The organism is Cellulomonas sp. NEAU-ZC6, assembly GCF_056844425.1.
This window is the reverse complement of record NZ_JBXFYH010000005.1, coordinates 15,722-35,655: the sequence shown is the minus strand read 5'-3', so window position 1 is coordinate 35,655 and position 19,934 is coordinate 15,722. Positions and strand designations below refer to the sequence as shown.

17 protein-coding genes are annotated in these 19,934 nt (G+C 75.4%); 8 read left to right on the top strand and 9 right to left on the bottom strand.

All coding sequences use genetic code 11. The features are described 5' to 3' along the window. Positions 1-10: 10 nt before the first annotated feature. Positions 11-1,114 carry a LacI family DNA-binding transcriptional regulator gene (locus tag AC1050_RS17775; RefSeq protein ID WP_482388740.1) on the bottom strand — a complete coding sequence of 368 codons (1,104 nt, stop codon included), beginning with the start codon at positions 1,112-1,114 and terminating at the stop codon, positions 11-13. A 140-nt stretch (positions 1,115-1,254) separates the two neighbouring features. On the opposite strand from AC1050_RS17775, the gene AC1050_RS17770 reads away from it, so the two are divergent. The 4 genes from AC1050_RS17770 to AC1050_RS17755 all read left to right on the top strand — a co-directional run bounded on the left by AC1050_RS17770 (position 1,255) and on the right by AC1050_RS17755 (position 5,713). Next, positions 1,255-2,529, top strand: a complete 1,275-nt coding sequence (locus tag AC1050_RS17770) for an extracellular solute-binding protein (protein ID WP_482388739.1) — start codon at positions 1,255-1,257, stop codon at positions 2,527-2,529. A 5-nt stretch (positions 2,530-2,534) separates the two neighbouring features. After that, entirely contained in the window at positions 2,535-3,491 is a 957-nt protein-coding gene (locus AC1050_RS17765; RefSeq protein WP_482388738.1) for a carbohydrate ABC transporter permease, read from the top strand. Positions 3,492-3,510: 19 nt separating this feature from the next. Further along, positions 3,511-4,407 (top strand): carbohydrate ABC transporter permease, encoded by an 897-nt coding sequence (locus tag AC1050_RS17760; protein ID WP_482388737.1) that lies wholly within the window; start codon positions 3,511-3,513, stop codon positions 4,405-4,407. Between the two features lie 94 nt (positions 4,408-4,501). Then, complete coding sequence (locus tag AC1050_RS17755) at positions 4,502-5,713, top strand: glycoside hydrolase family 1 protein (protein ID WP_482388736.1); 1,212 nt, start codon at positions 4,502-4,504, stop codon at positions 5,711-5,713. A gap of 99 nt (positions 5,714-5,812) precedes the next feature. Here the strand turns inward: AC1050_RS17755 and AC1050_RS17750 are convergent, their stop codons facing one another. From AC1050_RS17750 to AC1050_RS17730, 5 genes are all read right to left on the bottom strand, one after another. Next, positions 5,813-7,249 carry a dicarboxylate/amino acid:cation symporter gene (locus tag AC1050_RS17750; RefSeq protein WP_482388735.1) on the bottom strand — a complete coding sequence of 479 codons (1,437 nt, stop codon included), beginning with the start codon at positions 7,247-7,249 and terminating at the stop codon, positions 5,813-5,815. A 130-nt stretch (positions 7,250-7,379) separates the two neighbouring features. Further along, a complete protein-coding gene (locus AC1050_RS17745) occupies positions 7,380-7,439 on the bottom strand; it encodes a putative leader peptide (RefSeq protein WP_482388942.1) in 60 nt (19 codons plus the stop codon). Between the two features lie 176 nt (positions 7,440-7,615). Then, complete coding sequence (gene acs, locus AC1050_RS17740) at positions 7,616-9,616, bottom strand: acetate--CoA ligase (protein ID WP_482388734.1); 2,001 nt, start codon at positions 9,614-9,616, stop codon at positions 7,616-7,618. Positions 9,617-9,734: 118 nt separating this feature from the next. Further along, positions 9,735-11,045, bottom strand: a complete 1,311-nt coding sequence (locus AC1050_RS17735) for a hypothetical protein (protein ID WP_482388733.1) — start codon at positions 11,043-11,045, stop codon at positions 9,735-9,737. 204 nt (positions 11,046-11,249) lie between these two features. Then, positions 11,250-12,098, bottom strand: a complete 849-nt coding sequence (locus AC1050_RS17730) for a formate/nitrite transporter family protein (protein WP_482388732.1) — start codon at positions 12,096-12,098, stop codon at positions 11,250-11,252. Positions 12,099-12,178: 80 nt separating this feature from the next. Between AC1050_RS17730 and AC1050_RS17725 the strand changes: the two genes are divergently transcribed. Continuing rightward, complete coding sequence (locus AC1050_RS17725) at positions 12,179-12,736, top strand: GNAT family N-acetyltransferase (RefSeq protein WP_482388731.1); 558 nt, start codon at positions 12,179-12,181, stop codon at positions 12,734-12,736. A 6-nt stretch (positions 12,737-12,742) separates the two neighbouring features. Here AC1050_RS17725 and rlmC read toward each other — a convergent pair whose 3' ends face one another. Then, positions 12,743-13,867 carry a 23S rRNA (uracil(747)-C(5))-methyltransferase RlmC gene (gene rlmC, locus AC1050_RS17720; protein WP_482388730.1) on the bottom strand — a complete coding sequence of 375 codons (1,125 nt, stop codon included), beginning with the start codon at positions 13,865-13,867 and terminating at the stop codon, positions 12,743-12,745. Between the two features lie 40 nt (positions 13,868-13,907). Beyond that, positions 13,908-15,350 (bottom strand): NAD-dependent malic enzyme, encoded by a 1,443-nt coding sequence (locus tag AC1050_RS17715; protein ID WP_482388729.1) that lies wholly within the window; start codon positions 15,348-15,350, stop codon positions 13,908-13,910. A gap of 78 nt (positions 15,351-15,428) precedes the next feature. Between AC1050_RS17715 and AC1050_RS17710 the strand changes: the two genes are divergently transcribed. Then, positions 15,429-16,337, top strand: coding sequence for a Fic family protein (locus tag AC1050_RS17710; RefSeq protein WP_482388728.1), 909 nt, complete (start codon positions 15,429-15,431; stop codon positions 16,335-16,337). Between the two features lie 331 nt (positions 16,338-16,668). Here AC1050_RS17710 and AC1050_RS17705 read toward each other — a convergent pair whose 3' ends face one another. Then, positions 16,669-17,544: an HAD family hydrolase gene (locus tag AC1050_RS17705; protein ID WP_482388727.1), complete on the bottom strand. Its 876-nt coding sequence runs from the start codon at positions 17,542-17,544 to the stop codon at positions 16,669-16,671. A gap of 184 nt (positions 17,545-17,728) precedes the next feature. Between AC1050_RS17705 and AC1050_RS17700 the strand changes: the two genes are divergently transcribed. Further along, positions 17,729-18,520, top strand: coding sequence for a CpaE-like family protein (locus AC1050_RS17700; RefSeq protein ID WP_482388726.1), 792 nt, complete (start codon positions 17,729-17,731; stop codon positions 18,518-18,520). A gap of 11 nt (positions 18,521-18,531) precedes the next feature. Further along, a complete protein-coding gene (locus AC1050_RS17695) occupies positions 18,532-19,833 on the top strand; it encodes a TadA family conjugal transfer-associated ATPase (RefSeq protein ID WP_482388725.1) in 1,302 nt (433 codons plus the stop codon). The last annotated feature ends 101 nt before the right edge of the window (positions 19,834-19,934 follow it).

The window sequence follows — 19,934 nt, the reverse complement described above, 5'->3', positions numbered from 1 at the left end:
GCGGCGCTCCTCACCCCGCCGGGCAGCCGCAGCTCCCGCGCCGGACCACCCGCACCGGCAGCCGGTGCGACTCCGGCTGCTCCGCCGGCGAGTGCGCGTGCCGGACCAGCACCTGGACGGCGAGCCGGCCCATCGCCGCCATCGGCTGCCGCACGGTGGTGAGCGTGGGCCGTGCCAGCCGGCCGGCGAGGATGCCGTCGAAGCCGGTCACGAGGACCCGCTCGGGCACGGGGACGCCGCGGCCTGCGAGCAGGTCGAGCACGGCGAGCGCGAGCTGGTCGCTCGCGCACACCAGCGCCCGGGGGAGCCGGTCGGTGCCCACCAGGTCCGCGACCACCTCGAACCGGTGCGGCTCGGCCAGGTCCGTCGGGTCGAGCGGCTCCGCCGGGGCCGGCAGGCCGAGCGCCTCGAGCGCGTCCCGGAAGCCGGCGAACCGCTCCGCGTAGTCGGGGGTGGTGAGCCGGCCGACGAACCCCAGCTCGCGCGTGCCGTGCTCGCGGACCAGGTGCTCGACCAGCTCGCGCATGCCGGCGCGGTTGTCGACGGTCACGTGGTGCAGCCCGTCGGCGACCGGGGGCATGCTGAACGCCACCACGGGGATCCGGCGGGCCACGTGCGCCAGCGTGTCGACCGGCGTCGGCCCGGGGAACACGGCGAGGCCGTCCACCCGGCCGGCGACGTCCGTGACCGACGCGCCGGACCCGGTGCCGCTGCTCAGCAGCAGGGCCTGGTCGCGCTGCCGGCACTCCAGCTCGAACCCGCGCTGGACCTCGTCCACGTACAGCGGGAAGGCCCGCGGGTCGGTGTCCCGGTCGTCGGGCAGGTCGTCCACGGTGAGCACCTCCCGGGCGGCGGCCTCGAGCGGGGAGTCGGTGCCCTGCTGCGGGCCGGCCAGCATCAGGTCGAACGAGTAGAGGCCCAGGGCGCCGGTCGCGCCCTTCGCGAGGCCCCGGGCGCTCGCGCTCGGCACGTAGCCGAGCTCGCGCGCGGCCACCAGGACCGCGGCCCGGGTCGACTCGCGGACGCGCTCCGGCTGCCGGAACGTGAACGACACCGTGGCGATGGACACGCCGGCGCGCTCGGCGACGTCGTAGACGGTCGGTCGACGCGGCACGGCTCATCTCCCTGGGGCGGCTGCTGGTCGGTGGGGGCCACCAGCCGGCGCCCCTTGCACGGCGCACAGTCTATGCGCTTAACTGCTCACACGATCTAAGCGCATAGAAGCGCAGCCGTCCGTTCGAGGAGGAACGCACCATGATCCGTCCCGCTGCGCGCGTCGCCCTGGTCACCGCGCTCGCCGTGACCGCACTGTCCGCCTGCGGCCGCGCCGACGACACGGGCGGTGGCGGCAGCACCGACGCCGCCACGCTGTCGTCCGGCGAGGCGTCCGGCGACCTGACCATCTGGGCGATGGGCGCCGAGGGCGAGGCACTGCCCGACTTCGTCCAGGAGTTCGAGGACGCGAACCCCGACGTCTCGGTCGAGGTCGTCCCGATCCCGTGGGACGCCGCCCGCGACAAGTTCCAGACCGCCATCGCGGCGGGCACGACGCCGGACCTGGCGATGATGGGCACGACCTGGATGGCCGAGTTCGGGGACGCGTTCGCGCCGGTGCCGGACGGCATCGACACGAGCGACGTGTTCGAGGGCCCGCTGGCCACGACCGAGCTCGACGGCACCGCCGTGGGCGTCCCCTGGTACGTCGACACGCGCGTCCTCTACTACCGCACCGACCTCGCCGAGCAGGCGGGCTGGACCGAGCCCCCGGCGACGCAGGACGAGCTGAAGCAGATGGCCGCCGACATGCAGGACAAGGCGGGTGCCGACTACGGCATCCGGCTGCAGTCCGCCGGCAACGACTCGTTCCAGGGCTCGCTGTGGGCCGCCTGGTCCAACGGCGCGAGCCTGACGGACGAGGACCAGACCGAGTGGACGCTGGACACCCCGGAGATGGTCGAGTCCTACGAGTACTACCAGTCGTTCTTCACCGACGGCGTCGCGAACGCCTCGGCCGACCGCACGCCCGGCGCGCAGGAGGCCGAGTTCGTCGCGGGCACCACCCCGATGCTCATCGACGGCCCGTTCATGATGGGTCAGCTCGAGACGCTCGGCGGGGAGGGCTTCGCCGACAAGTACGCCACCGCGCGCATCCCGGCCGGCGACTCGTCCACGTCGTTCGCGGGCGGCTCCAACCTCGTGGTGTTCCAGGAGTCCGACAACGCGGACGCCGCGTGGAAGCTGGTCGACTGGCTGACGCAGCCCGAGGTGCAGGTCGAGTGGTACGACGTCACCGGCGACCTGCCGTCGCAGCAGTCGGCGTGGGAGGACCCGGCGCTGACCGAGGACGCCAAGCTCGCGGTCTTCGGCGAGCAGCTCGAGGACACGGTCGCCCCGCCGGTCACGACCACCTGGGTGCAGGTCAACGCAGCGGCCGACTCCGTGCTGGAGCGGATGACCGTCAGCGGGCTCGCGCCCGCGGAGGCGCTGGCCGACCTGCAGCAGCAGGCGACGTCGATCGGCATGGGCTGACCCTCATGTCCACCGCAGCCGCCACCCGTACGGCCGGACCCGCGCGGTCCGGCCGTACGGCCCCGGCCCCGCGCGGGCCCGCCGCCGCCCGACGGCGCCGGCAGGGCTACGTCGCGTGGCTGTTCGCCGCGCCGTTCGTCCTGGTCTTCGGCTTCTTCATGCTCGTGCCGCTGGTGTCGTCGTTCGCGATGTCGTTCACGGACTTCACCTCCCGCGACGTGCGCACGCCGTTCGCCGTGAACTTCGTGGGCCTGCAGCAGTACATCGACCTGTTCGGCGACCCCCGGTTCCTGAAGTCGCTCGGGGTCACCGCGACGTTCGTCGTGGTCGGCATCCCGGTCACCATGGCGGTCGCGCTCGCGCTCGCGGTGGCGCTCAACTCGGGCATCGGCCGGTTCCGGGCGGCGTTCCGCGTCGGGTTCTACGCGCCGGTGGTCACCAGCATCGTCGCGGTCTCGGTGGTGTGGCGGTACATCCTGCAGCCGGACGGGCTGCTCAACAGCTGGCTGGGCTGGTTCGGGATCGAGGGGCCGAACTGGCTGAGCTCGACCACCTGGGCGCTGCCCTCGCTGATCCTCATGGCCGTCTGGCGCAACGTCGGCACGCTCATGGTCATCTTCCTGGCGGGCCTGCAGGCCGTCCCGGCCGAGGTCCAGGAGGCGGCCGTCATGGACGGGGCCGGCCCCTGGCGCCGGTTCCGCAGCGTCACGCTCCCGCTGCTGCGCCCGACCCTGCTGCTCGGCGCGGTCCTGATCTCCGTCGGCTACCTGCAGTTCTTCGAGGAGGCCTTCGTGATGACCCAGGGCGGCCCGCTCGACTCCACGCTGTCGACGGCCTTCTACACGTTCGAGCAGTTCGGGTTCGGCAAGTACGGCTTCGCCTCCGCGGCGTCCTACGTGCTGTTCCTGGCCATCGCGCTCCTGAGCCTGCTGCAGTTCCGGCTGCTGCGGTCCCAGGACTGACCGGGCGAGGGAGATCGTCATGTCCGCTGTCACCCCGCCGTCCGCGCACCCCGCGGTGGACGCGCTCGCCCGGCCGGCCGCGCCGCGCCGCCGCCGGCGCCCGACCACCGGGCGCGCGCTCACCTACACCGTGCTCGTCGTCGGCGTCGCGCTCTGGCTGCTGCCGTTCGTCTGGATGGTGCTCGGCTCGGTCAAGACCCAGCGCGAGATCCTGATCAAGCCGCCGACCATCTGGCCCCAGGACCCGACCGCCGCGAACTTCGAGCGCTGGTTCACGGACCTGAACTTCGGCCAGTTCTTCAGCAACTCGGTGATCGTCGCCGTCGTGACGGTGCTCGGGAACCTGGTGTTCTGCTCGATGGTCGGGTACGCCCTGGCCAAGATGGACTTCCCCGGCAAGAAGCTGCTGTTCACGCTCGTCATGGTCATGCTGATGGTGCCCGGCGTCGTCACGTTCGTGCCGCTGTTCGTCCAGGTGACGTCGCTCGGCCTGCTGAACACCTACCCGGCGCTGATCCTGCCGTTCCTCACGCAGCCGATCGGGGTGTTCCTGATGCGGCAGTTCATGCTCGGCATCCCCGAGCCGCTGATGGAGGCCGCACGGATCGACGGGGCGGGCGAGCTGCGGATCTTCGCGCGCGTCGTCATGCCGCTCTGCGGGCCGCCCCTCGCGACGCTCGGGATCCTCACGTTCCTCGGCTCGTGGAACAACTTCCTGTGGCCGCTCGTCGCCGCGCAGAGCCAGGACATGTACACGCTGCCCGTGGCGCTGTCCCTGTACTCGACCGGCCAGCAGGCCACCGACTACGGGCTGCTGCTCGCCGGCGCGGTGCTGATCATCACGCCGATCCTGCTGCTGTTCCTCGCGTTGCAGCGGTACTTCATCCAGGGCGTGGCCACCGCCGGCCTCAAGTGACGGCTGCCACCCGCCCACCCGCCCGCGCCGAACCGCTCCCGACCTCGGCACCCAGCCGCCGCAGGACCCCGCACCACCGTTGGAGGACCCCCGCATGACCTCGCACCACGACCCCGCCCGCCCCGCACGCCGGTTCCCCGAGGGCTTCCTCTGGGGCGCCGCGACCGCCGCGCACCAGGTCGAGGGCAACAACGTGAACTCCGACTGGTGGGTGCGCGAGCACGCCCCGGGCACGGACCTGTCCGAGCCGTCCGGCGACGCCGCCGACTCCTACCACCGCTATCCCGAGGACATCGCGCTGCTCGCGTCGCTCGGGCTGAACACCTACCGGTTCAGCATCGAGTGGGCGCGCATCGAGCCCGAGCGGGGCTTCGTCTCGAAGGCGGAGCTCGCGCACTACCGCCGGATGGTCGACACCTGCCGCGAGCACGGCCTGACCCCGTCCGTGACGCTGCACCACTTCACGCACCCGCGCTGGTTCGCGCGGCTCGGCGGCTGGCGCAACCCGGAGGCGCCCGCGCTGTTCGAGCGGTTCACCGAGATCGCGCTGCCCGTGCTCGGCGACGACGTCGAGTGGGTCTGCACCATCAACGAGCCCAACATGGTCGCGATGACCCGCGGCGAGGAGGGCACCGAGATGACGGCGTCCCGGCTGCCCGCGCCCGACCCGGGGATCACGCAGGCGCTGATCGACGGCCACCAGCGGTCCCGTGCCGTCCTCGCGCAGCTGCCGCAGGTGCGGTCGGGCTGGTCGGTCGCCACGCAGGCGTACCACCCCGCCGGGCCGGACGCGGAGGAGGCCACCGCGGCCTACGGCTACCCACGCGAGGACATCTTCCTGGACGCGGCGCAGGGCGACGACTGGATCGGCGTCCAGGCGTACCTCCGGACGTTCATCGACGCCGACGGCAACCCGCTGCCCGTCGCCGACGACGCCGAGAAGACCCTGATCGGCTGGGAGTACTTCCCGCCCGCGCTCGGCATCGGCGTGCGGAACGCCTGGAAGCGCACCGGCGGGGTGCCGGTCGTCGTGACCGAGAACGGCATGGCGACCCAGGACGACGCCCGCCGGATCGACTACACCCACGACGCGCTCGTCGGGCTGCACGACGCCATGGCCGACGGCATCGACGTGCGCGGCTACCTGCACTGGTCCGCGCTCGACAACTACGAGTGGGGCTCGTTCACGCCGACGTTCGGCCTGATCGGCTGGGACCGCGACACCTTCGAGCGCACCCCCAAGCCGAGCGCGCACTGGCTCGGCGAGGTCGCGCGCACCGGGGAGCTCACGCACCCGACGCGCTGACGGCGCGGAACCCGACCGGGTTCCCCGTCACGCGCCAGGTCGTCGGTCGCGTCACCCGCCCGGGTGCGCGACCGACGACCTCGAGGCCCGTGGTCCCGGTCAGCGCGCCGCGGCCGGCTCCGGCTCGCGGGCGGGGGTCGCGGGCGTCGGCACCGCGGGGCCGGCGTCGTCGTCGGAGTCCGTGAAGAGGTCCTCCGCCTGGGCCGCGTCGTACTGCGCCTGGTCGAGGATGCCCTCACGCTTCGCCACGATCGTCGGCACCAACACCTGCCCGGCGACGTTCACCGCGGTCCGCCCCATGTCGAGGATCGGGTCGATCGCGAGCAGCAGCCCGACGCCCGCCAGCGGCAGGCCGAGCGTCGACAGCGTGAGCGTGAGCATGACGATCGCGCCGGTGAGCCCGGCGGTCGCGGCGGAGCCGACCACCGAGACGAACGCGATCAGCACGTAGTCGAGGACCGACAGGTCGATGCCGAAGATCTGCGCCACGAAGATCGCGGAGATCGCCGGGTAGATCGAGGCGCAGCCGTCCATCTTGGTGGTCGCCGCCAGCGGCACGGCGAACGACGCGTACTCGGACGGCACGCCGAGGTTCCGCTCGGTCACCCGCTGGGTGACGGGCAGCGTGCCGATGGACGAGCGCGACACGAAGGCGAGCTGGATGGCCGGCCACGCGCCGCGGAACCAGCGGACGACACTCAGCCCGTGCGCGCGCAGGATCACCGGGTAGACGACCAGCAGGACCAGGGCGAGCCCGACGTAGACGGCGACCGCGAACCGGCCGAGCGAGGCCAGCGAGTCCCAGCCGTAGGACGCCACCGCGTTGCCGACCAGACCGAGCGTGCCCAGCGGCGCCAGGCGGATCACCCACCACAGCACCTTCTGGATCACGGCGAGCGCGGACCGGGTGACGGACAGGAACGGGTCGGCCTTCGGGCCGGTGCGCAGGACCGCGATGCCGACGACGATCGCGACGATCACGATCTGCAGCACGTTGAAGCTGACGGAGGTGCTGAGCGCGCCGTCGGGCTGCGCCTGGGTGCTCGCGCCGAGGCCCAGCACGTTGCCGGGGATCAGTCCGTCGAGGAAGTCGGTCCAGGTGCCGGTGCGGCCGGGCTCGTAGCCCTGCTCGACCGACAGCGTGGTGTGCTTGCCCGGCTGCAGCACCAGGCCGAGGCCGATGCCGATCACGACCGAGATCAGCGCGGTGATCGCGAACCACAGCAGGGTCCGCCACGCCAGGCGCGCGCCGTTGGCGACGTTCCGCAGGTTCGCGACGGACGCCACGATGGCGGTGAAGATCAGCGGCGGCACGATCGCGCGCAGCAGGGTGACGAACGACGAGCCGATGGTGTCGAGCGTCGAGGTGAGCCAGTTCGGCTGCTCGGCGTCGGTGCCGGCGTTCACGGGGCCGATCGACAGCGCGACCCAGCCGAGGGCGACGCCCAGGACGAGCGCGGCGATGATCTGGAAGCCGAAGCTGCCGAGCAGCCCGCGGGCTCGCGAGCGCGGCCGGGCCGTGGGGGTGGAGGACATGGGTGGGCCTTTCGCGGGCGCGCACGAGCGACGCCCGGGGTTCGGGTGGAGCGGGGCCCGCGGGCGCGCAGCGGCGGCGCGACGGTGTCGCAGGCGGGGGACGAGCGGGGACGAGCGGGGTGGGCAGGCGTCAGCGACAGAGCGCGCTGGCGACGCGGCGCAGGTCGACGGCGCGGCGTCCGGTGAGCATCCACCCGGTCACGTGACGTGACTCCTTCTCGTCGGGGCGCGCCCGGTCGGGCGCGACGCGCGCCCCGGCGGACCGAGGCGCGCGTCGAAGTCTACGAACGGTGCGGGAGAGCGCCTCCCGGCGTTCAGCTGGTGGTCGTTCGCAACCCGCGCCGGCCGGCCGCCGGGCGGGCGCGCTCAGTCCTTCGGGGCCGCGAGGCCCTCCTGGATCAGGTCCATCACCGACGCGTCGGCGAGCGTCGTGGCGTCACCGACCTGGCGGTGCTCGGCGACGTCCCGCAGCAGGCGGCGCATGATCTTGCCCGACCGGGTCTTCGGCAGCTCCGGCACCACCAGGATGGTCCGCGGCTTGGCGATCGGGCCGATCTGCTGCGCCACGTGGGCACGCAGCTCCGTCGCGACCTCCTCCGGCGACCGGTCGCCGGCGGCGTCGCCGCGCAGGATGACGAACGCGACCACGGCCTGGCCGGTGGTCTCGTCGGCCGCGCCGACCACGGCCGCCTCGGCGACCGTGGGGTGCGAGACGAGCGCGGACTCGATCTCGGTGGTCGAGAGCCGGTGGCCGGACACGTTCATCACGTCGTCGACCCGGCCGAGCAGCCAGATGTCGCCGTCCTCGTCCTTCTTCGCGCCGTCGCCGGCGAAGTAGATGCCGCGGAACCGGGACCAGTACGTGTCGGCGAACCGCTGCTCGTCGCCCCAGATGCCCCGCAGCATCGCCGGCCAGGGCTCCGTGAGCACCAGGTAGCCGCCGGAGCCGTTCGGCACGGGCTGGGCGTCGTCGTCGATGACGTCCGCCGCGATCCCGGGCAGCGGCGTCTGCGCCGAGCCGGGCTTGGCGGTGGTGACGCCCGGCAGGGGGCTGATCATGATCGCGCCGGTCTCGGTCTGCCACCACGTGTCGACCACCGGGGTGCGGTCGGCGCCGATCACCCGGCGGTACCAGGTCCACGCCTCCGGGTTGATCGGCTCCCCGACCGAGCCCAGGACGCGCAGGCTCGACAGGTCGAACTGCCCCGGGATCTCGTCGCCCCACTTCATGCAGGTCCGGATCGCGGTCGGGGCGGTGTACAGGATCGAGACGCCGTACTTCTGGACGATCTCCCACCACCGGCCGCGGTGCGGGGTGTCCGGCGTGCCCTCGTAGATGACCTGCGTCGCCCCGTTCACCAGCGGGCCGTAGACGACGTAGGTGTGGCCGGTGACCCAGCCGACGTCGGCGGTGCACCAGTAGACGTCGGTCTCCGGCTTGAGGTCGAAGACGTTGAGGTGCGTCCACGCCGCCTGCGTCAGGTACCCGCCGGTGGTGTGGAAGATGCCCTTCGGCTTCCCGGTCGTGCCCGAGGTGTACAGGATGAAGAGCGGGTGCTCGGCCTCGAGCGGCACCGGCGTGTGCTCGGCGCTCGCGGAGTCGACCACGTCGTGCCACCAGACGTCGCGGCCCGGGGTGAACGGGACGTCCTGGCCGGTGCGGCGCACGACCAGCACGTGCTCGACCACGTTCCCGCTGCCCTTGGCGAGCGCCTCGTCGACCGTCGGCTTCAGGGCGCTCGCGGTGCCACGGCGGTAGCCGCCGTCCGCCGTGATGACGACCCGGGCCTCGGCGTCCAGGATCCGCGAGTGGAGGGCCTCCGCCGAGAACCCGCCGAACACGACGGAGTGCGGGGCGCCGATCCGCGCGCAGGCGAGCATCGCGATGACGGCCTCCGGGACGAGCGGCAGGTAGATGGCCACCCGGTCGCCGGTCTGCACACCGAGCGCGGTCAGGGCGTTCGCCGCGCGCGACACCTCGCGCTGCAGGTCCGCGTAGGTGAGCGTGCGGGTGTCGCCGGGCTCGCCCTCGAAGTGCAGCGCCACCCGGTCCCCGTGCCCGGCCTCGACGTGCCGGTCCACCGCGTTGTACGCGGCGTTGAGCCGGCCGTCGCCGAACCAGCGGGCCCGTGGCGCGCCGGACCAGTCGAGCACCTCGTGGAACGGCTCGGCCCAGTCGAGGAGGGACCGGGCCTGCTCGGCCCAGAACTCGAGCGGGGCGGAGTTCGCCCAGGAGTAGAGCTCGGCGTGCGCGTTCGCCTGGGCGGCGAACCCGGGCTCGGGCGGGAACCGGCGGTCCTCGCTGAGCAGGTTCTCCAGGCCGGGCGCGGGCGTGCCGCTCGGGGGTGCGGAGCTGTCGAGGGCCACGTGTGCCTCCAGCGCAACGACGTCGGTGCGGGACCGGCGCGGCTCGTCTGCCGCGTCTCCCGGCACTCTAGTAGGACTTTGGTCCCGGGAGACGCGAAGCCCGTGGTGACGGGGTTCGTCAGGCCCGCGGCAGCCAGCGGCGGCGGGCCGCGCCGAGCACGAGGCCGGCGACGAGCAGCAGGGCGCCCACCACGAACACGGTCCCCGAGGTCGCGGTCACGGTCGCCCGCACGACGGAGTACTCGGTGCCCTCCGTGCCGAACCACCGCACGGCGTCGACGTGCGTGGTCGCGGGCACGTAGAGCAGCACGACGCCGACGACGGTCGCCACGAGGCCCGCGGTGACCGGCACCGCCGGCGTCCACAGGCCGAGCCCGAGCACGACGGCCAGCACGAGCACACCGGCCGTCACCAGCACCACGCCGAGGGCGTCGTACGACGCGTCCCAGCCCGGCGCCTGCGCGGCGAGCACCCGCGACTGCCCGAACAGCACGGTCCAGACGCCGATCACGCCGACCACCAGGCCGACGAGCGCGCCGAGCAGGTGCCGCACCGGGCCGCCGCCGGGACGGCGCACCGGCTCCGGGCGCTCCGGGGCGGCCTCGGCGGAACGTCGCGACCGCGGCCCGCGCGAGCCGGCTGCCGCCTGCTCCTCCTCGGCGGTGTCCTGGCCGCCCGGGATGACCGGCTCCGCGGGACGCGGCGCCGTCGGGGCGTTCTGGTCGCCGTAGGGCACCGACGCGTCCGACGGGCCGGTGCCCGGCAGCGCCGTGGTCGCACCGGGGTCGCCGGGCACGCCGGACGTGAGCACGGCGGCGGCGCGGGCCTCGGCGCCGCGGATGCTCGTCCGCACCACGGGCTCGGCGGGGGTCCTCGGGGTGGCCGGCGTGGCTGCCGTGGTCGGTGCGGCCACCGTGGCCGCCGTGGTCGGGGTGCCGTCGCCGGCGGGCGCGGACCCCGTCGCGGGGGTCGCGGGCAGCGGGGCGGTCGGCGCGCCGCGGCCGTCCGAGACGGTCGCGGTGCCGGCGGTGCCCGAGGCACCCGGCGTCGGGGGCAGCACGGGCGGGGTGCTCTCCTCCGGTGCCGGCGGGACCGGCGCGGGGCGGGACGCCCGGTGCGCGCTCGTGCCGCGGGACGGGGTGGACGCGGGTCGGGCCGCAGCGGCCGTGCTGCCGGTGGCCGGGGCGGCCGTCGCACCTCCCGGTGCCGTGCCCTGCGCGGCCTTGGCCGCCTCCGTGGCCTCGGCGGCGGCGTTGGCGGCACCCGGGCGCGGCGCGGTGCCGGAGCCGGCCGGCTCGTCCGGCTCGGCCGGGACGGAAGTGCTCCCGGCCGCGGTCGCCCCCGCGGGGGCCGGCGCGGTCTGCTCCGCGGGGTCTCCCGCGGCCGCAGCCGTCGCGTCGTCCTGCTCGCGGTCCGAGCTGCTGCTCATGTCTGCTCCCTGGTCGCCGGCTCTCGGTGCGCGGGGCAGGAGCGGCAGCGCCTCCCGCGCGACGGGTTCGGTGTGGGACGCCACCGCATCAGGCCACGTCCGTGCTCGTACGACCGTAGAGCGCGTGACCGGCACGCGCCCGGACGGCGCGCCCGAGATGTCCGATCCCGGCCGAGATCCCGGTGCGGGCGTCGGTGGTGGTGCTCAGCGGGCGGCGGCCAGCGGGTCTGCGGCGGCGACCGGGTCCGCGGCACCGGGGACCGCGGGGGTGGCGGCCGCCCGCGCCGGTGCGGCCGCGACCGCGTTCGCCGCCCCCACCAGCAGCCCGCCGCCCACCAGGTTCCCGAGCCCGACCAGCAGCACGTTGCGGGCGAACTCGGCGACGGTCGCGCCGGGCAGCCCGCCGATCAGGCCGAACGAGAAGGTCGTCATGTTGGCGACCACGTGCTCGAAGCCCGAGGTGATGAACACCATCACGCACGCGAAGACGACGATGATCTTCGCGACCTCGTGCTGCAGCCGGCCCGCGCACCAGATCGCCAGGCACACCATGAGGTTGCAGAGCACGCCGCGGAAGAACAGCTCGGTGCCCGACTCGTGCGCCTTGTGCTCGATCATCGAGGCGATGGTCCGGCCCGCGGGCGTCGCCGGCCCGAGCGCGCCGGACAGGTGCAGGATCGTCGCCAGCACGACCGCGCCGAGCAGGTTCCCGGCCAGGCAGGCCAGCAGCGTCGCGCCGCCGCGGGCCCACGAGATCGTGCCCCGCATCGCGCCCTGCGTGAAGACCATCATCCCGGAGGTGGCCAGCTCGCCGCCCGCGACCACGACGATGGTCAGCGCGACCCCGAACACCAGCCCCTGCACCAGCGGGGCGAAGCCCGACCCCGCGTCGACCAGCGGGCCGCCGGCGGTGGTCATGATCACCACGCCGAGCCCGATGTAGGCACCGGCCAGCATGGTGTTCACCAGGTACACGCCGGGCCGGCGGGCGAGGTCGGTCTTCGTCCGGGCCGCGTGCGTCTGGTAGTCGAGGGCCTCGGCGACGCTGAGCATGCGACCAGCCTGCCGGTCGCGCGCGCCCGGGACGTGGGACGAAAGCCACGGCCCGCGAGGCGCCGGGCAGACTGGAGGGCGTGCCTGACCACCGCCACGTCGTGACCGAGCGGCTCGTGCTGACCGCACCCGTGCCCGCCGACCTTCCCGAGCTGCACGCGCTGCACGCCGACCCGCGCGTGTACCGGCACTGGCCGCACGGCCGGCACACCAGCCCGGAGCAGACCGAGCAGATGGTCGCGGGGTACACCGGCTCGTGGACCCGGTACGGGCTCGGCGCCTGGGTGGTCCGGGCCGCGGACGACGGGCGGCTGGTCGGCATGGGTGGCTGCAGCGTGCGCGGCGGGGTCGCCTGGAACCTGTACTACCGGCTCGACCCGGCGGAGTGGGGCCGCGGCTACGCGCAGGAGGTGGTCACCGCGGCCCGGGCCGCCGCGCACGATCAGCGCCCGGACCTCGCGGTGCTGGCCTACCTGCTCGAGGTGAACGAGGGATCGCGGCGCACCGCCGAGCGGGCCGGCCTGACCCGGGTCTGGCGCGGCCCGGACGCCGGCAACCCCGACCCGGGCGCGGTGCGGCTCGTGTACGCCGACCGGGCGGTGGGCGCGGAGGTGCTGGCGGCGTTCACCGAGGTCTGAGCGCGGTCAGTCGCGGGAGAGTGCCACGACCACCTCGTAGTGCCCCGTCTGCGGGAACATGTCGAGCAGCCGGCCGCGGCGCGGGCGCAGCGACGGCATCGCCGCCAGGTCCCGGGCCAGCGACGCGGCGTTGCAGCTCGAGTAGACGACGTCCCGCACGCCCGACTCCTCGAGCCAGTGCGCGAGCTCGGTGCCGATGCCCCGCCGCGGCGGGTTCACGACGACCAGGTCCGGCGGCGCCCCGGCACCGAGCGCGAAGGCGGTGGCGTCACCCGCGGCGAACCGCACGCCGGGCAGCCCGAGGTCGTCGCGGCTCTGCTCGGCGCTGGCGATCGCCTCGGTGCTGGTCTCGATCCCGACGACCTCGCGGCCGGGGCCGGCGACGTGCAGGGCGAACCCGCCGACGCCGCAGTACAGGTCCCACACCGACCGGGGCCCGGCGGCGTCCACCCAGTCCCGGCCGATCCGGTACAGCGTCGCGGCGACGTCCGTGTTGGTCTGGAAGAAGCTCTGGGGCCGCAGGTGCAGGTCGATGTCGTTGACCCGCATCCGGAGCGTGGCGCGCTCGGTCAGCACCACCTCCTGCTCGCCCTCCAGCACGGCCTTGTGCTCGGGGAGCAGGTTCGCCGACACCGCGACGGCCCGGGGCAGCGCCGCGAGCAGCCAGGGCAGGTGCTTGCGCAGCCGGGGGAGCGCCTCGCTCGAGCGCAGCACGAACCGCAGCATGAGGTCGCCGTCGGGGGACTCGGTGACCAGCACGTACTTGAGCTCGCCGCGCCGGGTCGGCACGTCGTACGGCACCAGCCGCGCCCGGGTCACCAGCTCCGCGACGACCGGGAGCGCCGCCTGCAGGCTCGCCGGGTACAGCCCGCAGTCGCGCAGGTCCACGCCGACGCCGCCGGGGTCGAGGATGCCGAGCGTCGGGGCGTCGACCGTCCCGCCGACGGCCAGCTTGGCCTTGTTGCGGAAGCCGGACTCGGCGCTCGCCACCGGCGGCAGCCAGTCCAGCGTCCCGAAGGGCGCGAGCAGCTCGGCGCAGCGCTCCTGCTTGGCCGCGAGCTGGTCGGCGTACGGCTGCTCGATCAGGGTGCAGGAGCGACACCGCGCGGCGTCGAAGTGGTGGCACTGCACCCGTCGATCCTACGGGCGCGGCGCAGCGCGGTCCCCGGCGTCAGATGCCGGGGACGGGCACCACCGCGACCGCGCCGGTGTCCGCCCGGGGTCCGTCGCCCGCGCCCGCGACCCGGGCGACCGCGGTGGCCACCGTCGTCGCGACGTCGGGGTGGAACACGCTCGGGATGATGTAGGCCGGGTTCAACTCGTCGTCGGACACCACCGACGCCAGCGCCACCGCCGCGGCCAGCAGCATCTCGTCGGTGATCACGTGCGAGCGCGCGTCGAGCAGCCCGCGGAAGAACCCCGGGAACGCGAGCACGTTGTTGATCTGGTTCGCGACGTCGCTGCGTCCCGTGCCCACCACCGCCGCGTGCTGCGCGGCCTCGACGGGGCCGATCTCGGGGCGCGGGTTGGCCATCGCGAACACGACCGAGTCGGGTGCCATCGTCGCGATGTCCGCGCCCGTCAGGATGTTGGGCGCGCTGACCCCGATGAACACGTCCGCCCCGGCGAGCGCGCCGCGCAGGTCGCCGGTCACGCCCCGGGGGTTGGTGCGCTCGGCGATCCAGCGCAGCTCCGGCGACGCCAGCGGTCGCCCCGGGTGCACGATGCCGTCGATGTCGGCGACGACCACGTCGCGCACCCCGGCCGCCATCAGCAGCTTGAGCACCGCGGTGCCCGCCGCCCCCGCGCCGGACAGCACGACCCGGACGTCCCCGATCCGCTTGCGGACGACCTTGAGCGCGTTGGTCAGCGCCGCGGTGACGACGATCGCGGTGCCGTGCTGGTCGTCGTGGAACACCGGGATGTCCAGGCGCTCGCGCAGCCGCCGCTCGATCTCGAAGCACCGCGGCGCCGAGATGTCCTCCAGGTTGATCCCGGCGAACACCGGCGCGACCCGCACCACCGTCTCGACGATCTCGTCGACGTCGGTGGTGTCCAGGGCCAGGGGGAACGCGTCGATCCCGGCGAACCGCTTGAACAGCGCGGCCTTGCCCTCCATGACCGGCAGCGCGGCCAGCGGGCCGATGTCGCCCAGGCCGAGCACCGCGGTGCCGTCGGTGACCACGGCGATGGTGTTCCGCTTGATCGTCAGCCGGCGCGCGTCGTCCGGGCGGGCCGCGATGGCCTCGCAGATCCGCGCGACGCCCGGGGTGTAGGCCATCGACAGGTCGTCGCGGTTGCGCAGCGGCACCTTCGACTCGATCGACAGCTTGCCGCCGAGGTGCATGAGGAACGTGCGGTCGCTGACCCGCTCGACGTCGACGCCCGGCAGCCCGCGCAGCGCCTCCACGATCTGCGCGGCGTGCTCCTCGCCGCTGGTCGCGCAGGTCACGTCGACGGTGATCCGCTCGTGCCCCGAGGCCGTGACGTCGAGGGCGGTCACGATGCCCCCGGTCTGCTCGATCGCGGACGTGAGCTCGGAGACCGCGGTCGGCCGCGCCTCCACGTGCAGACGTGCGGTGATGGACGAGGACACGCTCGGCGTCGAGGGCATGGGGCCAGTGTGGCCCGGATCACGGCGCCGTGCTGGCCACCTGGGGTGCGCGCGTCGCGCGCTCGTAGGGTGTGGCGCGTGCTGCCCCTCGTGCCCGCGTCGCCGCCCCCGGCCACGGATCCGCTCGCGCCGCTGCTCGACCTGCCGGGCGTGCGTGCCGGGGTCGACCGGGCGCGGGTCGCGTGCGAGGAGCTGCGCTGGCACGAGGCGTTCCGCCGCCGGTGGCGGGAGGTGCGGGCCGAGGCGGACGTCCGGGCGGCGCGGGCGAGCGCGGCGGTGGACGGCGCGCGGGTGCCGCTGGACCTGCTGCGGCACGTCGCGACGGGCGGGACCGGCGACGGCGGCGACGGCGGGGACGGCGCGGCCGGCCGGAGCGCCGCGGCGGACCGCCTGCTCGCGACCGGTGCCCTGCGCGCGACCGTGCTCGCGGCGACGTGGCGACCCGACCTGGGCGGTCGTGCCGAGCCGGTGGTCCCGCCGCTCGGCCAGGTGCTCGCCCGGCTGCACGCGGCGGCCGGCGCCGGGTGGCTGCCCGACGCCGCGCTCGGCCGGGTGCGGGTGGCCGGGGAGCCGGCCCGCGACCTGACCGGGCTCGGCCAGGCGCCGCCCGGCCCCGAGGTCGCCGAGCGGCTCGCGCTGCTCACCCGCACCGTCGGGGCGACGCGGGCGCCCGCGCTCGTGGTCGCGGCGGTGGTGCACGGCGAGGTGCTCGCGCTGCGGCCGTTCGTCGCCGGCAACGGCGTGGTCGCGCGGGCCCTGGCGCGGATGCTGCTGAGCGGTCGCGGTCTGGACCCGACCGGGGCCGTGGTGCCGGACGCCGCGTGGGCCGCGGCACCGAACCCGTACCTCGCGGCGGCGGCCCGGTTCGCCACCGGGACGCCCGACGGCGTCGCGACCTGGGTCGCCTCGGCGGCCGACGCCGTGGTCGCCGGGGCGGCAGAGGGACGCGCGGTGGCGGACGCGGTGCTGGCGGGCCGGCTGGGCTGAGCGCCGTCCCGGCGCGGAACCGACGACGGCGTCCCGGGAGGGGGACGCCGTCGCCGAACGGACGACCGCGAGGGGTATCAGGCGTGCACATGTGCAGTCGAGACGGGATCGAGCCCGTTCGACGCGTCCGACGTGGACGGGTCGCGCGTGGGTTCCCTCGGGTCGTGCTGTTGTGCTGCCCATCACACCCCAGCCCTCCGAGGACGAGAAGAGCCGGTCGCGAACTCCCAGGTCCTCGGTACCAGTCTTCTCGCATGCCGGGACGCGTGCCCGGATGCCGGACGGGCGGCACGGGGACGATGCGCCCCGGGAGCTGGCCGTCCGCGAGGCGTCAGGCGGGACGCAGGCGTCCCCGGCGGCACCGCACCAGCGCGGCGCCGGCCAGCACCGTGACGCCGGCCGCCAGCGTCCCCACGCCCAGGAGGACGGCCCGGTCCCGGCGGGGCGCGGCCGACGCGAGGTGCCGCAGCGCGGCGCGCCGCCCCCGGGCGCGCAGGTCGGCGTGCCGGCGGAACGCCAGCGGCGTCCACCCCCGTTCCGCGGCCAGCCGGCGCAGGGCGCGATCCGGGTTCACCACGTACCCGTGCCCGACCGCCTCCAGCATCGGGACGTCGGTCGCCGAGTCCGTGTAGGCCGACGACGCGGCCAGGTCGTACCCCCGGCGGGCGGCCAGCTCGCGCATCGCCGCAGCCTTGGCGGGCCCGTAGGCGTAGAACGCGATCTCGCCGGTGTACCGGCCGTCCGCGACGCCCATCCGGCTCGCGATCACCTCGTCGGCCCCCACCAGCTCGGCGATCGGCAGCACCAGCTCGGCGCTCGACGCCGACACGACCACCACGTCGTGGCCCGCGGCGTGGTGCTGGGCGACCAGGTCCCGCGCCTCGGCGTAGAGCACCGTGTCGATCGAGGCGTGCAGGCTCTCCGCGACGATCTGCGACACCCGCTCGACGTCCCAGCCGGTCACCAGGGACGACAGCTGCGCGCGGACCCGCTCCGTCCGGCCCTCGGTCGCGCTGCCCAGCAGGAACGCGAGCTGCGCCCCGGCGGACCGCAGCATCGCGCGCCGGCTCAGCAGGCCGCCGGCCAGGAACGGCCGCGCGAACGCGGTGGCCGCGGACGTGGCGATCAGCGTCTTGTCGAGGTCGAAGAACGCGGCCGCGCGGGCCGGCGCGGCGGCGCGCTCGGCCGGGCTGCTGCTCTCGGTCATCAGGACGGGTGCCTCCTGGGACCCAGGGTATCGAGCCGCACCGGGACGACCACAGGTCCCGCGGAGGCGCGTCGTCCCCAGGTCGGCGTCCGCCCGCGCGCACCGCCTGCCGTCCTGCGGCGACCGTCGGGTGCCCGGCGGTCGTGGCAGGGCGATCGGAGGGGACGAGCGGACGGAGGAACCGATGGAGCGGACGAGCCGGGAGCCGGCGGGCGCGGGGGTGGTCGGCGTGGTCGGCGCGCGCGGTGGCGCGGGCGCGACGGTGACCGCCGCGGCGCTCGCGGCCGAGCTGGCGCGGCGGGGGACCACCGTGCTCGTCGAGACCGGCCCCGGACCCTCCGTCGACACGGCCCTCGGGCTCGAGGCGCACCCGGGACTGCGCTGGCCGGACCTCACCGGCGCCATCGGGTCGGTGGACGCCGCCCTGCTGGCGGGCAACCTCATGCGGTGGCGCCGGTGCGCGGTGCTGCCGACGGACGACGCCCGCCCCGGGCCGCCACCGGACGAGGTGGTCCCGGACGTGCTCGGCGCGCTGTCGGTCGCGCACACCTCGGTGGTGCTCGACCTGGACCGGTCGGCCGTGCTCGGAGCGGGGCCGACCGCCGGTCCGGTCGCCGAGCACCCTGCCGACCCGGACCGCGGCGCCGACGACGGCGCGCCCCCGCACGGCGGCACGCTGCTCGTCGCGTGCCGCACGGTGCTCGTCGTGGTCCCGCGGGACGTCCCGGCCGTCGCGGGCGCGCGCCTGCTGCGTGCCCTGCTCGTCGCACCCGGTCGGCGCGTCGGCCTGGTCACCCGCGGTCCGGCGCCGGGCGGTCTCACGGACGCCGACGTCGCCCGCGCCGTCGGTCTGCCCGTCGTCGCGTCGCTGCCCCGGGTGCGCGGGCTGGGCGGCGCGCTGGACCGGGGCGTCGGTCCCGTCCTGCCGCCGGTCGCGGCCCGCGCCGTCTCGCGGCTCGCGCGGCGGCTCACGTGACCGGCGGGCCGGTGGCCGGGTCCGAGGGGGGCGTCGCAGGCCTCGTCGCGACGGTGCGCCGCCGGCTCGCGGAGGACGGCGGGCCGGTCACGGGCGAGCGGGTGTCCGCGGCGCTGCGCGACAGCGGCCGGGTGCTGGGCAGCACGGCGCTCGCGGAGCTGGACGGGGTGGTGCGCGCCGAGATCGTCGGCGCCGGCCCGCTGCAGCGGTTCCTCGACGACCCGGCGGTCACGGACGTCCTGGTCAACGGGCCGCGCGACGTGTGGGTGGAGCGCGCCGGCCGGCTGGTGCCGGTGCCCGTGGACCTGGGGGACGCGCCCCGGGTCCGCGAGCTCGCGGTCCGGCTCGCCGCCTCGGCCGGGCAGCGGCTGGACGACGCGCGGCCCGCGGCGGACGCCCGGCTGCCCGACGGCACCCGGATGCACGCCGTGCTGCCCCCGGTCGCCGACGGCTGCACGCTGCTGTCGCTGCGCGTGGTGCGGCACCGGGCGTTCACGCTGGACGAGCTGGTCCGCTCGGGGGCGGTCGCCCCGGGGGTCGACCGCGTGCTGCGTGCGCTGGTGCGGGCGCGCGCGAACCTGCTCGTGTCCGGGGCGACCGGCACGGGCAAGACGACGGTGCTGTCCACGCTGCTGTCGCTCGCCGACCCCGGGGAGCGGATCGTCTGCGTGGAGGAGGCCGGGGAGCTCGCCCCGCGGCACCCGCACGTCGTCCGGCTGCTCGCGCGCCGCCCGAACGTCGAGGGCGCCGGCGGGGTCGACCTGGCGGACCTGGTGCGGGAGTCCCTGCGGATGCGGCCCGACCGGGTCGTGCTCGGCGAGTGCCGGGGCGCCGAGGTGCGCGAGGTGCTGAGCGCGCTCAACACGGGGCACGACGGCGGGTGCACCACCGTGCACGCCAACGCCGCCACCGACGTGCCCGCCCGGCTGGAGGCGCTCGGCGCCCTCGCCGGGCTCTCGCGCGCCGCCCTCACCGCCCAGGCGGCGAGCGCGTTCGACGCGGTCGTGCACCTGCGCCGCGACCGCGGCGTGCGGCGGGTCGCCGAGATCGCCGGCGTGGTCCGCGCCGGAGCCGGGAGCGGACCGGAGCGGGGCGGCCTCGTGGTGCGCACCGCGCTCGCGATCGGTGCCGACGGCCGGGTGGTCACCGGCCCCGGGTGGCCCGCGCTCGCGGAGCGGGCCGGGGTGGTGCCCGGCGGCTCGGGCGGCCCGGAACCGCCCGGAGGCGGACGGGTGCCGGGCAGGGCCGCGCCGCGCGGGGACGGACGGGTCCCGGCCACGGCCGCGCCGCGCGGGCCGGGCGACCGGGCGTGAGGGGTGTCCAGAGGTGTCTAGACGTGACGGGTGATCGGACGCGAGGGGCGGGCAGGCGTGAGGGGCGGACCCGTGAGCGACGGGCAGGCGTGAGGGGCGAG

Coding starts and splice junctions, on each gene's coding strand:
- AC1050_RS17770 (WP_482388739.1), top strand. CDS start 1,255: ATGATCCGTCCCGCTGCGCGCGTCGCCCTGGTCACCGCGCTCGCCGTG.
- AC1050_RS17765 (WP_482388738.1), top strand. CDS start 2,535: ATGTCCACCGCAGCCGCCACCCGTACGGCCGGACCCGCGCGGTCCGGC.
- AC1050_RS17760 (WP_482388737.1), top strand. CDS start 3,511: ATGTCCGCTGTCACCCCGCCGTCCGCGCACCCCGCGGTGGACGCGCTC.
- AC1050_RS17755 (WP_482388736.1), top strand. CDS start 4,502: ATGACCTCGCACCACGACCCCGCCCGCCCCGCACGCCGGTTCCCCGAG.
- AC1050_RS17750 (WP_482388735.1), bottom strand. CDS start 7,249: ATGTCCTCCACCCCCACGGCCCGGCCGCGCTCGCGAGCCCGCGGGCTG.
- AC1050_RS17735 (WP_482388733.1), bottom strand. CDS start 11,045: ATGAGCAGCAGCTCGGACCGCGAGCAGGACGACGCGACGGCTGCGGCC.
- AC1050_RS17730 (WP_482388732.1), bottom strand. CDS start 12,098: ATGCTCAGCGTCGCCGAGGCCCTCGACTACCAGACGCACGCGGCCCGG.
- AC1050_RS17715 (WP_482388729.1), bottom strand. CDS start 15,350: ATGCCCTCGACGCCGAGCGTGTCCTCGTCCATCACCGCACGTCTGCAC.
- AC1050_RS17705 (WP_482388727.1), bottom strand. CDS start 17,544: ATGACCGAGAGCAGCAGCCCGGCCGAGCGCGCCGCCGCGCCGGCCCGC.
- AC1050_RS17700 (WP_482388726.1), top strand. CDS start 17,729: ATGGAGCGGACGAGCCGGGAGCCGGCGGGCGCGGGGGTGGTCGGCGTG.